This is a genomic window from Ramlibacter sp., from assembly GCF_041916345.1.
Taxonomy (GTDB): Bacteria; Pseudomonadota; Gammaproteobacteria; order Burkholderiales; family Burkholderiaceae_C; genus Ramlibacter.
On sequence record NZ_JAYRZR010000034.1, the window covers coordinates 1 to 14,245 of the forward strand.

At 71.8% G+C, this 14,245-nt stretch carries 17 protein-coding genes; 9 read left to right on the forward strand and 8 right to left on the reverse strand.

The window, feature by feature from the left end; genetic code table 11:
* Nucleotides 1–64 precede the first annotated feature (64 nt).
* The 5 genes from ACE3T5_RS10920 to ACE3T5_RS10940 all read right to left on the reverse strand — a co-directional run bounded on the left by ACE3T5_RS10920 (nt 65) and on the right by ACE3T5_RS10940 (nt 5,298).
* Entirely contained in the window at nt 65–304 is a 240-nt protein-coding gene (locus ACE3T5_RS10920) for a hypothetical protein (protein ID WP_374667458.1), read from the reverse strand.
* 91 nt (nt 305–395) lie between these two features.
* Complete coding sequence (locus ACE3T5_RS10925; RefSeq protein WP_374667460.1) at nt 396–1,508, reverse strand: mandelate racemase/muconate lactonizing enzyme family protein; 1,113 nt, start codon at nt 1,506–1,508, stop codon at nt 396–398.
* 65 nt (nt 1,509–1,573) lie between these two features.
* Entirely contained in the window at nt 1,574–2,446 is an 873-nt protein-coding gene (locus tag ACE3T5_RS10930) for an NAD-dependent epimerase/dehydratase family protein (protein WP_374667461.1), read from the reverse strand.
* Between the two features lie 74 nt (nt 2,447–2,520).
* Entirely contained in the window at nt 2,521–3,516 is a 996-nt protein-coding gene (locus tag ACE3T5_RS10935) for a catalase (protein ID WP_374667463.1), read from the reverse strand.
* An 87-nt stretch (nt 3,517–3,603) separates the two neighbouring features.
* Nucleotides 3,604–5,298: a long-chain fatty acid--CoA ligase gene (locus tag ACE3T5_RS10940; protein WP_374667465.1), complete on the reverse strand. Its 1,695-nt coding sequence runs from the start codon at nt 5,296–5,298 to the stop codon at nt 3,604–3,606.
* 147 nt (nt 5,299–5,445) lie between these two features.
* On the opposite strand from ACE3T5_RS10940, the gene ACE3T5_RS10945 reads away from it, so the two are divergent.
* On the forward strand, nt 5,446–6,408 hold the full coding sequence (locus ACE3T5_RS10945) for a Bug family tripartite tricarboxylate transporter substrate binding protein (protein WP_374667467.1): 963 nt from the start codon (nt 5,446–5,448) through the stop codon (nt 6,406–6,408).
* Between the two features lie 18 nt (nt 6,409–6,426).
* Here the strand turns inward: ACE3T5_RS10945 and ACE3T5_RS10950 are convergent, their stop codons facing one another.
* From ACE3T5_RS10950 to ACE3T5_RS10960, 3 genes are read right to left on the reverse strand one after another with little or no spacing between them, the layout of a single operon-like run.
* Nucleotides 6,427–6,810: a hypothetical protein gene (locus ACE3T5_RS10950; RefSeq protein ID WP_374667468.1), complete on the reverse strand. Its 384-nt coding sequence runs from the start codon at nt 6,808–6,810 to the stop codon at nt 6,427–6,429.
* A 39-nt stretch (nt 6,811–6,849) separates the two neighbouring features.
* Complete coding sequence (locus ACE3T5_RS10955; protein ID WP_374667470.1) at nt 6,850–7,797, reverse strand: hypothetical protein; 948 nt, start codon at nt 7,795–7,797, stop codon at nt 6,850–6,852.
* On the reverse strand, nt 7,794–8,168 hold the full coding sequence (locus ACE3T5_RS10960) for a PaaI family thioesterase (RefSeq protein ID WP_374667472.1): 375 nt from the start codon (nt 8,166–8,168) through the stop codon (nt 7,794–7,796). The genes ACE3T5_RS10955 and ACE3T5_RS10960 overlap by 4 nt, the downstream gene beginning before the upstream one ends.
* A 129-nt stretch (nt 8,169–8,297) precedes the next feature.
* Here ACE3T5_RS10960 and ACE3T5_RS10965 point away from each other — a divergent pair, with 129 nt between their 5' ends.
* The 8 genes from ACE3T5_RS10965 to ACE3T5_RS11000 all read left to right on the forward strand — a co-directional run bounded on the left by ACE3T5_RS10965 (nt 8,298) and on the right by ACE3T5_RS11000 (nt 14,234).
* A complete protein-coding gene (locus ACE3T5_RS10965; protein ID WP_374667474.1) occupies nt 8,298–9,308 on the forward strand; it encodes a glycerophosphodiester phosphodiesterase in 1,011 nt (336 codons plus the stop codon).
* Complete coding sequence (locus tag ACE3T5_RS10970) at nt 9,305–9,574, forward strand: hypothetical protein (protein ID WP_374667476.1); 270 nt, start codon at nt 9,305–9,307, stop codon at nt 9,572–9,574. Before ACE3T5_RS10965 ends, ACE3T5_RS10970 begins: the two co-directional genes overlap by 4 nt.
* Before the next feature lie 34 nt (nt 9,575–9,608).
* A complete protein-coding gene (locus ACE3T5_RS10975) occupies nt 9,609–10,022 on the forward strand; it encodes a hypothetical protein (protein WP_374667478.1) in 414 nt (137 codons plus the stop codon).
* Between the two features lie 76 nt (nt 10,023–10,098).
* Nucleotides 10,099–10,446 (forward strand): hypothetical protein, encoded by a 348-nt coding sequence (locus ACE3T5_RS10980; protein WP_374667480.1) that lies wholly within the window; start codon nt 10,099–10,101, stop codon nt 10,444–10,446.
* A gap of 9 nt (nt 10,447–10,455) precedes the next feature.
* Nucleotides 10,456–11,856: a TolC family protein gene (locus ACE3T5_RS10985; protein WP_374667482.1), complete on the forward strand. Its 1,401-nt coding sequence runs from the start codon at nt 10,456–10,458 to the stop codon at nt 11,854–11,856.
* A 2-nt stretch (nt 11,857–11,858) separates the two neighbouring features.
* Entirely contained in the window at nt 11,859–13,241 is a 1,383-nt protein-coding gene (locus ACE3T5_RS10990; protein ID WP_374667484.1) for a multicopper oxidase family protein, read from the forward strand.
* Complete coding sequence (locus tag ACE3T5_RS10995; RefSeq protein WP_374667486.1) at nt 13,231–13,746, forward strand: plastocyanin/azurin family copper-binding protein; 516 nt, start codon at nt 13,231–13,233, stop codon at nt 13,744–13,746. The genes ACE3T5_RS10990 and ACE3T5_RS10995 overlap by 11 nt, the downstream gene beginning before the upstream one ends.
* Nucleotides 13,743–14,234 carry a DUF411 domain-containing protein gene (locus tag ACE3T5_RS11000; protein ID WP_374667488.1) on the forward strand — a complete coding sequence of 164 codons (492 nt, stop codon included), beginning with the start codon at nt 13,743–13,745 and terminating at the stop codon, nt 14,232–14,234. The genes ACE3T5_RS10995 and ACE3T5_RS11000 overlap by 4 nt, the downstream gene beginning before the upstream one ends.
* The last annotated feature ends 11 nt before the right edge of the window (nt 14,235–14,245 follow it).

Consider the following 14,245-nt stretch of genomic DNA (forward strand, 5'->3'; position numbering starts at 1 on the left):
GCTTTACCCCACCCCGCCCCCGTAGGCTGGCGATGGAGCGCAGCGCAATCCCAGCGATCGCGCCTCAGAGCCCCAGCATCTTCTTCGCTTCGCCGAGGTCCTTCATCGACTCGGTGTGCTTGCCAGCCTTGTGATGGTCTTCGCCGCTCTTGCGCAGGGCCATCACCTTGTCCATGTTTTCCTTCGACATCTGCGGCTTCGTGGCCAGCTTCGCGTCGATGGCCTTCATCTCGTTCGGACAGTTGTGGGCCCAGGCGGATGCGCCGAAGGCCAGGCCCAGCGCGAGGACGAGGGGTGCACGCATGACGGACTCCTTGGTTGGATGAGGCCGCCACGGTAGCGCAGGCGGCGCCGAAGCGCAGGGTTGGCCCTGCGGCGCTCAGGGGCATGGCGCCTCAAGCCGTCGGCTGCCGATACCGGGCCCATGCCTCCGGCGTGGGCGTGGTGCCCGCGCCCGGCTCCGCCGGCCGGCGGAAGAAGCCCCCCACCACCTCGGCCGGGTCGGTGAAGCAGTCCTTGATCCAGGGGATGTACTCCAGCACCTGGCAGGCCGGATGCGCGTAGCTCAGGTGCACGTGCACCTGGCTCATGTCGCCGGCGTGCGGCGCCACCGGCAGGCGGTACGCGTGCGCCGTCTCGCAGACGCGCCACACCTCCGTCACGCCGGCCATGCGCGTCACGTCCGGCTGCACCCAGTGGATGGCGCCCTGGTGGAAGAACTCGCTGAACGCATCCTGCGTGTAGAGCTGCTCGCCCAGCGCCACCGGCACCGTGGTGGCGCGGGCCAGCGCGGCGTGGCCCTTCACGTCGTCGTACCAGAGCGGCTCCTCGAACCAGTACACGTCGTGCGGCTCCGCGCCCCGGCAGAAGCGCAGGCAGGTCGCCAGGTCCCACTTGCCATTGCCGTCCACGGCCAGCGTCACATCCGGCCCTATGGCGGCGCGCACGGCGGCCAAGCGGCGCAGGTCCCGCTCCACCGTGGAGCCGACCTTGATCTTGATGCCGCTGAAGCCCTGCGCCACGGCGCGGCGCGCGCCTTCGACCAGCTGTTCGTCGGGAATCGAGAGCCAGCCGATGTCGGTGTTGTACGCGCGGACCTTCTCGCGCACCTGGCCGCCCAGCAGCTGCCACAGGGGCACGCCCGCGGCCTTGGCCTTCAGATCCCACAGCGCCACGTCGATGGCGGCCTGCGACAGCGTGGTGATGCCGGCGCGGCCGATCCACTGCAGCGCGGGGTTGCGCGCCAGCTTGAGCCACAGCCGCTGCACGTCGCGCGGATCCTCCCCCAGCAGCAGGGGCGCATGGCAGGTCTCGATGCAACGCGTGATGAGCTGGTCACCGGGCAGATGGGCATGGGTGCCGGTGAAGCCGTAGCCGGACAGCCCGGTGTCGGTGTCGATGCGCGCGCCCACCACGCCCCAGTGGGTGATGCTGTGCGTGCTGTCGGCGATCTGCGAGCCGGTGACCGGCACGTGGAGGATGAAGGGTTCGATGCGGGTGATGTGCATGGTTCGGGATCGCTGGGGTTGCGCGGGCGCTCCACCCCAGCCTACACGGAAATCGCGAGCCCGGCTCAGCCAGCCACGAAAGCCTCCACCGCCCGCGGCGCATGCCCCAGCAAGGCTGGCAAGGCATTCTGATCCGTGCGACTGCCCGCCAGCAGCATCGCCGCGGTATCGGCATCCAGCGGGCTCGCCGGCACCAGGCCCGCGAGCGAAGCGCCCAGCCGGAACAGCGGCGCCGGCAGGGGCAAGGTGCGCAGCGGACTGCGGACGCCCAGCGCCGCGCGCAGCCGCGCGAGGAACTCGCGGAACGGCATGGCCTCTGGCCCGGCGAAGTGCAGCGTGCGCACCGGCTTCGGCGGCGCATCGAGCACGGCGAGGATGCCGGCCACCACGTCGGCCACGTGCACCGGCTGCATCGCCATGCGGCCGCCATCGGGCAGCGCGAGCACCGGCGCGCGCGCCATGGTGTTGAACATCGCGGTGCTGCTGCCGCCCGGGCCGTACACGGCCGAGGGCTGCACCACGGCACCTGCCAGCGGCAGGCTGCGCAGCACGTCGTCCGCTGCCTTCTTGCTGCGCTGGTAGGCGGTGAAACCGTTCTCGTCCGACCCGAGCGAGGACACCTGCACCACCACCGGCACGCCCGCGGCCGCACAGGCATGGAACAGCTCCGCCGGTGCCTCGGTGTGCAGCGCGCGGAAGCTGCGCTGCCGGTCCTCGCGCAGGATGCCCACGGCGTTCACCACCGCGTCGATGCCGGCGAGCCGGGGCTGCCACCAGTCACGACCGGGCACCGAGGCGAAGTCGGCCTGCAGCACGTCGCGCGCGCCGGCGGGCGGATGCCGGAGCACGCGCACGACCGTGTCGCCACGCGCCTGGAGAGCGCGCACGAGGGTGCCGCCGATGAAGCCGGACGCGCCGGTGACGAGGATGCGGGCCATGTCGAAGGGAAGTTGCGCCGCGAGTCTAGGCGCGCCGCGATGCCCCCGCGTGACGCGCAGGCATCCGGGGGCGGTCAGCCGGCCCCGCGCCCCTGCTGACTGCGGTAGTAGACCGCCTTTCGGGCCCGCTGGATGTCGCCCAGGGGCCGGTGGTCGGCCAGAGCCTGCCATGGGTCGATGACCGTGGCCTCGACCTCGCGCGAGAAGGCCTCGCCCTCGGGTGAGGCCAGGTCCTGCGGGGGGAGCATCAGGCGCGCCACCGTCGTGTAGGGCGTGGGCCAGTTGACCGTGGGATCCTCGATCGGCGTGTCGCCATCCGAGGCGTAGTACTGAAGCTGAAGATCCCAGTGCAGCGGGCCGGCCGCCAGGCGCCGCGCGAAATCGGCGCCCCAGTCGGCCTTGGCGGCGCCGTCGGGCGCGCCGTTGGAGGCCGCTGGCACCAGCCGCACCCGCACCGCGTAGGGCCCGCAGGCCATGGGCAGGCAGCTGAAGAGGGTTTCGGTGGCGAAGCCGCTGAAGGGCCGCCCGGCCGTGCGCGCCAGCAGCGCCAGCTGGCGCGGCAGGCCGAACACGCCATGGCGCCGGAACAGGTATTTCAGCAGCTCGCCGTTGCCGTTGGAGGCAGCGGCGGCGAACGCGACGAACTCGTCGCTGGACGGGAAGGCGAACACTTCCTGGTTGATGAGGGTGAAGTCCTGGCTGCGGGCCGGCCCGTTGCCGAGCGCCGAATCGCCTTCGACGCCGAACACACGCATCGCGAAACCGCGGATGTCGGGCACGCGGTCGGGGGCGCGGTCGAAGCCGCCGTTGGACAGGCGGACCCACACCTCGTGGTCCATCGGCTGCGCGAACAGGCCGTGCGCCGCATAGGCCGGAATGCCATCGAGCACCTCCAGCGTGCCACGCGCGGCGGCCAGCTGCTTGCGGTGCAGGGTCCGGCCGTTGCCCCAGCGTTCGTTCTTGCGCTGCTGGATGCCCGCGAACACATCGGCATGGCGGGCATAGCGCGCCGCCTCGTCGGGCGCAACACGCTCACGCCAGGCGGTGCTGGGCGGCAGGGTGGTCGTCATGGATCCCTCCATCCACCTCGACAGGTGGAGAGGCACCAGTGTAGGGCCGCCGCTCGACCCGGCGCAATCGGGCCTGCGGCGCCGGCGCTACGAACGGCCCTCGGCCTCCTGCAGCGTGCGCCACATCACCTTGCCGCTGCCGCTCTTGGGCAGCGCCTCGGCAAACTGCACGATGCGGGGCACCTTGTAGACGGCCATGTGCTCGCGGCACCAGTCGATGATGGCCTGCTCACTCACCTGGCCCTTGTGGCTGGCGCGCAGCACGACCACTGCCTTCACGGTCTCGCCGCGGTAGCTGTCGCGCGCGGCGATGACGCAGGCCTCCTGGATGGCGGGGTGGCGGAACATCAGTGCCTCCACCTCGGCTGGCCACACCTTGAAGCCGGAGGCATTGATCATGCGCTTCAAGCGGTCGGTGAGGAAGAAGTAGCCCTCCTCGTCCACCCGCCCGAGATCGCCCGAGCGGAAGAACCGCTTGCCCTCGAACTCGATGAAGGCGGCGGCCGTGGCCTCGGGCCGCTGCCAGTAGCCCTCGAACACCATCGGGCCATGGATGATGATCTCGCCCTGCTCGCCGGGCGGCATCTCCTGCAGGGTCTCGGGGTCGATCACCCGCGCGTCGCAGCTCATGAACGGGATGCCCAGGCACTGCTGCTTGGGGGCGTCCGGCGGGTTGCTGTGCGACGGCGCGGCCGTCTCGGTGAGGCCGTAGCCCTCGACGTAGCGCAGGCCATACAGGTCCAGCAGGCGCTGCGCCACCGCCTGCGGCATGGCGGCGCCACCACCGCCGATGTGGACCAGGCTGGTGAGGTCGAAGCTGGCGAAGTTCGGGCTGCCCAGCAGGTCGATCACCATGGTGGGGATGTTCGTCCAGCTCGTCACCTGGTGGCGCGAGATCAGCGCACCGGCCAGCTCGCGGTCCCAGCGGGGCATGAGCACGATGGTGGCGGCCATGTAGATGCTGGCGTGCATCACGCTCACCATGCCGGTGATGTGGAACATGGGCACCACCAGCAGCGTCACGTTCTCCTGCGTGCCATTGCCCCAGACGGTGCTGGCGATGGCGTTGTGCATCAGGCTGCGGTGCGGGTGCATGCAGCCCTTGGGCTGGCCCGTGGTGCCGCTGGTGTAAGGCAGCACGGCCAGGTCGGCCGGGCCGACCGTGAGCGCGGGTGGCGCCAGCGCATTGTCCAGCGCTTCGGTCCACGCATGGGTGTGCGCGCCTTCCAGCGCGGGCAGCGCGTGCCGGGTGAGCAGCCAGTCGCGCCAGGCCGCCGGCATGGCCTGCGCCTCGGCATGGGCGGGGTCGAAGGCATCGGTGAACTGCGTGACGATCAGGTGCGCCAGGCGGCCGCCCGCCGGCAGCTCCGCATGCGCCTGGGCCCACTCGGCCGCGAGGTCCCCGGTGGTGATGGCCACCCGCGCCTGCGGATCGGTGATGTAGTGCTTCAGCTCCTCGGCCCGGTTCATCGGGTTGACCGGCACCACCACCGCGTTGGCGCGCAGGATGGCGAAGTGCGCGATCACGAGCTGCGGGCAGTTCTGCATGCACAGCACGACGCGGTCACCGCGGGCCACGCCGAGCGCCGCCAGGCGGGCCGCCAGGCGCTCGGCCTGCGCCTGCAGTCCGGCGTAGGTGATGACCTGGCCGAAGAAGACGAGGGCCGCCTTGTCCGGGTAGCGGCGCGCACTGGTCTCGAGGTTGTCCCACAGCGACGTGGCGGGCAGGGTCAGCGAACGGGGCAGGCGCTTGGGCCAGAAGCGGTGGTGCGGTCGGTCCATGGAAAGGTGTCCGGAAGGGTCCGCCATCATGGCGAGCCGGTGCGGCCGCAGCATCGGGAAAGCCCCGATCCGGGGTCGCCTGGGCGACGCCACGGCAGAGCTACGATCCGGCTTCACCCTGAAGAACGATCCCCACGGAGACTCCGCATGACCCTCTGGAAAGCCGCCGCCGCGGCCCTGATCTCGCTGGCCACGCTCGGCGCCCACGCCGCCTACCCCGAGAAGCCGATCCGCCTGGTGATCGGCTTCCCCGCCGGCGGCCCGCTGGACCAGCACGCGCGGCTGCTGTCCGAGCGCCTGCAGGCCGTGCTGGGCCAGCCCATCGTGATCGACTACAAGGCCGGCGCCGGCGGCACCGTGGGCGCGCAGGAGGTGATGAAGTCCGCGCCCGACGGCTACACCCTGATGCTGGCCAACACCGGCGTGATGGTGATCAACCCCGCCCTGTACGGCAAGCTGCCCTACCAGACCCTGCGCGACTTCACGCCCATCGCCCGCAGCGCCATGCAGCCGCTGGCGCTGCTGGTCAACCCCAAGGTGCCGGTCCTGAGCCTCAAGGACTTCATGGACTACGCCCGCGCCCGGCCCGGACAGGTGAACTACGGCTCGGCCGGCAACGGCGGCATCAGCCACCTGGTGCCGGAGATGTTCAAGAGCGCCACCGGCCTGTTCATGGTGCACATCCCCTACCGCGGCAGCGCGCCCGCCTTCACCGACCTGATGGCCGGCCAGGTGCAGTTCATGGCCGAGTCGATCCCGCAGGCGGCGGCCTATCACAAGCAGGGCAAGGTGCGCGCGCTGGCCGTGACCAGCCGCGAGCGCAACCCGGCCCTGCCGGACATCCCGACCGTGATGGAGAGCGGCCTGAAGGATTTCGAGGTGGTCGGCTTCTATGGCTTCCTGGCGCCGGCCAACCTGCCGCGTGACGTGCGCGACCGCCTGAGCGACGCGTTCCGGCAGGTGCTCACCAGCCCGGAGATCCGCAACCGCATGATCACGCAGGGCGCCGACCCGGCCTTCCTGGGCGCGGAGGATTTCGCGAAGTTCCTGGCCGCCGAGATGCCGCGCTGGGCCGAGGCGGTGAAGAAGTCGGGCGCGAAGCTGGACTGAGCGGTCGAGGGAAGCGGGTCAGGCGGAGGACTGGTCCGGCAGGCGGCCGAGCGAGGCCGCGCCGACCACGCCGATGAAGCCGGCCACCAGCATCACGTACCACAGCGACAGGCTGCTGCCGTTGGCGCCCAGCACGTCGGCGGCCTGCAGCACCAGGCCGGCGGCGGAGGCGAGCGCCAGCACCAGCAGCAGGGCGGAGACGGCGAGCGAGCCGCTGCGCACCTGGGCGCTGCGCCCGCCGATGGCGAACAGCACGAAGCCGGTGATGCTGAAGGCCGGGAACAGCACCCACAGCACCGCGCCCGGGTGCCAGGGCACCAGGCCCAGCGGGGCGGCGACCAGCACCACGCCGGCAAACAGCCCGAGCAGGATCAGGAACAGACCGGCGAAGAGCAGCAGCATGATGGATCCCTCCGGGAACGGTTTATAGCAGCCAAGGGGTCAGCGCGCGACCCAGACCGCCAGCATGCCCAGCAGCAGCATCACGCCGGCGGCGGCGAAGTAGACCCACAGCGAATGCTGGTAGCCGTGCGCCGGCCGCGAAGGCGGCAGGCCGGTGGGCGCGCCGTCCAGCGACTCGGCCAGGCGACGGCGCCGCAACTCAGGCGTGGCCTGGCCGGCCTCCACCGCGGGGGCCAGGGGTTCGATCAGCCGCAGCGCCTCACCCAGGTGGCTCAGCGCCACCGGCATGGTGCAGCTCTCGCAGCGCCGGTCACGCAGCAGGTCCACCTGCGCGCCGCAGTGCGGGCAGGCGTGATGCATGGGCTTGAGCCCGCCCGTGGTGGCCGACCCGGCCCCGAGCTGGCCGGTCTGGCGGTCCACCGCGCGCAGCAAGGGCAGCACGTCCACCACCTGCACCGGCGAGGCGCAGAAGCTGCATGCCTCGCGTGAGCGCGGGTCCAGCGGGGCGCCGCAGTTCAGGCAGAAGTACACCTGCCGGTCCTCGGGGCGCTTGCGCAGCTGCTCCACCTCGGGCCGGTAGAGCGGCCGCAGGAAGCCCTTCTCCGCGAGGTAAAGCGAGAAGGATTGCGCAGCACCGTGGCCGCGCGGACACTCATGGTGGGCGGTCGGGCCGAGCGCGGTGAGGTTGGCGCTGCGCTGCAGCCGTGTCTCGCAGCGGGGGCAGGCCAGCGTGGAAGCCAGCGGTTCGTGCGCCTGCCCGTGCGAAGCCTGGATGGCGCGCAGCACGTCCAGAACGCCGCGGCCGCTGAGGCGCACCGACTCGGTGCCATCGAACCACAGCAGATGGCAGGCCGGACACAGGTCGATCTCCACCCGGCGGCCGTAGTGGGCGCTCAGGTCCAGCACCTGCATGGCGCGGCGGCAGCTCGGGCAGCGCGTCGCCCCGGGTGCCGCAGGGGTGGCCGCGACGCTGGCGGCCCCGCTCATGGCTTGCGGTCGATCACGGCGAAGGTGCCCGTGGCGCGGGCGATCAGTCGTTCGCCGGCGTGGACGTCCGCCTCCACGTGGGCCAGGGTGCGGCCCAGGTGCACCACGCGCGCCACGGCCACCAGCTCGTCGCCCTGGGCGGGCTTGAAAAAGCTGATCTTGATCTCCACTGTCACGCAGGCCTGTCCGGGCGCCAGCCGGGAATGGACCGCCGCGCCCATGGCCGTGTCGGCCAGGGTGAAGGGCACCCCGCCGTGCACGATGCCATGCACGTTGAGGTGCAGCGGCGCCAGGGACAGGCGCAGGACGCTGCGGCCCTCCGCCGCCTCGTCGACCCGGACGCCGACGACATCCGCGAAGCGGGCGCTCACGCGCGCACCCCGCGGGCGGTCACGGTCGGCTGCGGGAACCAAGGGGCGGCTGGGGGGCTCTGGGTCATGGGTCTGGCCTGGCTGGACCTCGGGAATCTACCAAAGCCGAACTTGAGACAATCGCACCCCATGAAAAAGAGAAGCCTGCTCCTTGCCCCCTTCGCCATGGCCGCCCTGGCGGCCTGCGCCCCGATGCCCGCCAGCCAGGCGCCCGCCAGCGGCGCGGCGGCCCGCCGCTTCGACCTGCAGGGCCACCGCGGCGCGCGCGGCCTGGCCCCGGAGAACACCATGGTGGCCTTCGAGCGCGCCCTGCGCATCGGCGTGAACACGCTCGAACTCGACGTCGGCGTCGCCGCCGACCAGCAGCTCGTGGTGGCCCATGACCCCTACCTGAACCCGGTGTTCACCCGCGATCTGGTGGGCCAGTGGCTGGAGGGCGAGCGCGGCCCGCTGCTGAAGAACATGAGCACCAAGATGATCCAGGCCTACGACGTGGGCCGCATCAAGCCGGGCACCTCGTACGCCGAGACCTTCAAGGAGCAGCAGCCCGCCGACCGCACCCGGATTCCGCGGCTGGTGGACGTGTTCCAGATGGTCAACGCGGTGGCCGGCCGCCAGGTGGGCTTCAACATCGAGACCAAGATCAACCCCACCCGCCCGGACGAGACCGTGTCGCCGGAGTCCATGGTCGACCTGCTGATCGGCGCCATCAAGGAACACAAGGTGACCGACCGGGTCACGATCCAGTCCTTCGACTGGCGCACGCTGCAGCTGATGCAGAAGCGCGAGCCGTCCATCCCCACCGTGTACCTGACCATCCAGACCGCCAACAACGACAACGTGAAGGACGAGCGCTGGACGGCCGGCTTCAAGCTGGCCGACCATGGCGGCAGCGTGCCGCGCATGGTCAAGGCCGCCGGCGGCGCCACCTGGTCGCCCAACCAGGGCGCGCTCACGGAGGCGCTGGTCAAGGAGGCGCAAGGCCTGGGCCTGAAGGTGATCCCGTGGACGGTCAACGAGCCGGCAGCGATGGAGCGGCTGATCGACTGGGGCGTGGACGGCATCATCACCGACTACCCGAACCGCCTGCGCGAGGTGATGCAGCGCAAGCGCATGCCGCTGCCGCGGCCGATCCAGTGACACCGCTGGACGAACTGGAGGCCGCGCTCGCGCGGCTGCGCGCCGGAGAGGTCACGCCGGCGCAGTTCGTGGTGCTGGCCCGCGGCCATGCGGCCGCGCTGCCAGCTCTGCCGCCCCGCTATGACGAGGTACTGGGCCGGCTGCTGGACAGCGTCGAGTCCAGCGCCCTCTTCAGCGGCGAGAGCTGCTCGTTCAGCGACGCCGACCTGCTCGACGGCCTGGCTGGCTGGATCACCCAGGCCCGCGCCCGCCTGGCGCCGGCCTGAGCGCCGGATCGCACAGCCCCGTATCATCCGTTCCATGCGCCGCTGGCTGCTCCTCACCCTCGTCCTGCTGCTGTCCGTGCGCGGCTGGGTGGGCGATGCCATGGCCGGCGAGATGCTCGTCACCCGGCTTGCGGCGGCCAGCCAGGGGGTGCACCTGGATGCGACGCATGACCTGCACGACAAGGCCCCAGCAGCCGAGCCGGATTGCCATGGCATGCAAGCCGCCGCCCTGCTGCCCGCGCCAGCCGACGCGGATGCGCCGCAGCCGGCCGACACGCGCGCTGACTGCCCCACCTGTTCGGCCTGCCAGATCTGTTCCGCCGTGGGCGTGCTGCTGCCCTCCGCGCCCCACCTGCCGGCTGCCGTGGCGCAGCCTGTGCCCGCCTCCCGCAACGACGCGATCATGAGCATCGCGCCGGCCGGGCTGTTCAAGCCGCCCATTTCCTGATCTCCCTGCCCGTGGTGCGTCCGGCGCGTCCCTGAACGGGATGCCCGACGCTGTGTTCCGCAGCCGGAGAGATTCCATGCATGCCCTGTTTCGGGCGGCCGCGCTGGCCGCCACCTGCATCCCGCTGGTCGCGCCCGCGTCCGGCCCCGCCGACCCGGCGGACCCCGCGGCCTCCGCGCCGCGCCCGACCTACCGCTCCGTGCTGCCGCCACGCCCGGCCGGCGTGGCCGAAGGCCCGGGCGACTGGAAGCGCGCCAATGCCGAGGTCGCGCGCTTCCCGCGCGGCCACATCGACATCCTGCGCTGGGAGCAGCAGCAAGTGGCCCCGGCGGGCAGCCCCCGGCTGGCACCGCGCGCAGCCGATGTCGCCCCGACGCCAGCGCCCACGCCAGCACCGGCGCCGGCGCCCGCCCATCGCCACTAGGAGGCCGGCATGACCCCTTCCCCCCGACTTCTCGCCACGCTGGCGGCCGCGCTGCTGCTCGCCGGCTGCGCCAGCGTGCCCGAGCCCCAGGTCCAGCGGCAGCAGGTGCTGCAGACCGCCGGCGATCGCATCGGCGTGACCGGTGCCGCAGGTACGGCGCGCGCGCAGTTGCCCGCCGGACCGCTGGACGCCGACACCGCCGTGCGGATCGCCCTCGCGCGCAACCCGGCGCTCGACGCCAGCCTGGCCGCGCTCTCGCTGTCCGAGGCCGACCGCGCGCAGGCCGCCGCGCTGCCCAATCCGCACTTCGCCTTCAGCCGCCTGCGCGAAGGCCAGACGGTGGAGTTCGAACGGCTGCTGCGCTTCAACGTGCTGGATCTCTTCACGCTGCCCTGGCGGGCCCGCCTGGCTGGCGAGCAGACGGCCATCGCCCGGCTGCAGGCGGCGCAGGAGGTGATCCGCGTCGCCGCGGACACGCGCAAGGCCTGGGTACAGGCCGTCGCCGCGGCGCAGACGGCGCGCTACCTGCGCGACGCGATGGAGGCCGCCGAGGCGGGTGCCGAACTGGCGCGCCGGATGGTCGGCGCGGGCAACTTCAGCCGCCTGCAGCAGGCCCGCGAGCAGTCGACGATGGCGGAGGTGACCGCGCAGCTCGCCCGCGCCGAGCAGCAGGCCGTGGCGGCGCGCGAGCGCCTCACGCGCCTCATGGGGCTGTGGGGTGCCGAGGCCGCCGCCTACACCCTGGCGGACCGCCTGCCCGACCTGCCCGCCGCCCTGGCGGAGCCGGCGGACATCGAAGCCACCGCGATCCGCGAGCGGCTGGACGTGCGCGCCGCGCGAGACCAGGCGCTGCAGACAGCCGGCCAGCTGGGCTACGCCCGCGCCACCGCGCTCGTCGATGGCGTGGAGCTGGCCCTGATGCGCAACACCACCTTCGACAACGCCGCCGGCCACCGGGACACCACGCGCGGCTGGGAGCTGGAGCTGGGCCTGCCCCTCTTCGACCAGGGTCAGGCACGCACCGCGCGCGCCGACGCCACCCTGCGCCTCGCCCAGGCCCGCCTGCGCGACACCGCCGTGCGCGCCCGCAGCGAGGCACGCGAGGCCTGGCACGGCTGGCGCACCGCGTACGACCTGGCGCGCCATTACCGCGACGAGGTGGTGCCGCTGCGCCGCTTCATCAGCGACGAGACGCTGCTGCGCTACAACGGCATGCTCGCCAGCGTGTGGGACCTGCTGGCCGAGACCCGCAACCACGTCACCGCCGTCACCGGCGCGATCGCGGCGCAACGCGACTTCTGGATCGCCGACACCGACCTGCGCACCGCGCTCACCGGCACCTCGCCCGGCGCGCTGGCCGATCTCGCGGGCGGCGCCGCCGCGCCCGCCAACGAAGCAAAGGGACACTGACCATGCAACGCAGAGCCTTCTTTGGCGGCGCCGCCCTGGCCGGCGTGGCCGCCGCCTCGGTGAGCCGGGTGGCCATGGCCGCCCTGCCCGAACCCGTGACGATGGACAAGCCCGACACGGCCCCGCCCCTGGCGCCACCCAATGGCCGCCCCTACAACCCGGTGGTCACCCTCAACGGCTGGACGCTGCCTTGGCGCATGCGCGATGGCGTGAAGGAGTTTCACCTGGTGGCCGAGCCGGTGCTGCGCGAGATCGCGCCCGGCATGACGGCCCACCTGTGGGGCTACAACGGCCAGAGCCCCGGCCCCACCATCGAGGTGGTCGAGGGCGACCGGGTGCGCATCTACGTCACCAACAAGCTGCCCGAGCACACGGCCGTGCACTGGCATGGCCAGCGCCTGCCCAACGGCATGGACGGCGTGGGCGGCATCACGCAGCCGCAGATCCCGGTGGGCAAGACCTTCGTCTACGAGTTCGAGGCGCGCCGCCCCGGCACCTTCATGTACCACCCGCACGCCGACGAGATGACGCAGATGGCGATGGGGATGATGGGCATGTGGATCACGCACCCGAAGGGCCGGCATCCGCTGATCGACCCGGTGGACCGCGACTACTGCTGGCTGCTCGCCGCCTACGACATCGACCCCGGCAGCCACACGCCGCGCGTGAACACCATGCTGGACTTCAACCTGTGGACCTTCAACAGCCGCGTGTTCCCCGGCATCGCGCCGCTGGTGGCGCGCCAGGGCGAACGGGTGCGCATGCGCGTGGGCAACCTCACCATGACCAACCACCCGGTGCACCTGCACGGCCATGAGTTCGTGATGACGGGCACCGACGGCGGGCCGGTGCCGAAATCGGCGCGCTGGCACGAGGTGACGGCCGACGTGGCCGTGGGCCAGATGCGGCAGCTCGACTTCATCGCCGACGAGGAGGGCGACTGGGCCCTCCACTGCCACAAGAGCCACCACACCATGAACGCCATGGGCCACGGCGTGCCCACCATGATCGGCGTGGACCACCGCGGCCTGGTGCGCAAGATGCAGAAACTGGTGCCCGACTACATGGTGATGGGTGAGCGCGGCATGGCCGACATGGGCGAGATGGAGATGCCCCTGCCGGACAACACCCTGCCCATGATGACCGGCAAGGGGCCCTTCGGCCCGGCCGAGATGGGCGGCATGTTCACCGTGCTGAAGGTCCGGCGCGACCAGAAGCGCGGCGACTACGGCGATCCGGGCTGGTTCCGGCACCCGCCGGGCACCGTGGCCCACGAGTTCACTGGCGAGCTGCCAGCGCCCAGTCGCCAGCCAGCCGCCACCCCCGCGCGCGGGGCACATCCCATGCGCGTACGCAAACCCCATGGAGGTCACCATGAACATTGATTCGACACGCCGCCTGGCCCTGGCCTGGTGCGCGGCCCTCGCGGTGCCGGCGGCGCTCGCCCACGGCGAAGCCCACAAGCGGCACGGGACGGCCCCCGTGGTGAAGGAACAGAAGCCCTGGGGCATCGCCGGCGAGGCCCGGGGCGCCCGCACCATCGAGATCCGCATGAGCGACCAGATGCGCTTCACGCCGGACCGCCTGACCGTGCGCGAGGGCGAGACCATCCGCTTCGTCGTGCGCAACAACGGCCGCCTGCTGCACGAGATGGTGATCGGCACGCCCGAGGAGCTGGCGGCCCACGCCGAGCTGATGAAGAAGCACCCCGGCATGGAACACGACGAGCCCTACATGGCCCACGTGGCCGCCGGCCAGCGTGGCCAGCTCGTGTGGCATTTCAACCGCCCCGGCACCTTCCAGTTCGCCTGCCTGCTGCCCGGCCACTTCGAGGCCGGCATGGTGGGAACCGTCGTCGTCACGCCCGCCTCACAGGAGAAGAAGCCATGAACCCCGTGCCTGCCCGACCGATCTGGCGGCGCCGCCGCCTGCTGGCCCTGGCCGCTGCCCTGCCCTTCGCCGCCGCCGGCGTGCGCGCCCAGGGCCCCAGCCGCGTGCTGGTGGAGGTGTGGAAGGACCCCAACTGCGGCTGCTGCAAGGACTGGATCACCTACCTGGAGGCCAATGGCTTCGCCAGCCGCGTGCATGACAAGGGCAACGCCGCCATGCGCGCCCGCCTGGGCATGCCGCAGGCCCTGGGCTCGTGCCACACCGCCCTGGTGGGCGGCTACGCGATCGAAGGCCATGTGCCGGCGCGCGAGATCCGCCGCCTGCTGCAGGAGCGGCCCGACGCGATCGGCCTCACCGTGCCGGGCATGCCAGTGGGGTCGCCTGGCATGGACGGCCCGATCTACGGCAATCGACGTGACCCGCATGATGTGCTGCTGGTCCAGCGCGACGGCACCACCCGCGTCTACGCCTCGTACTTCAAGACCTGACCCTTACCGAC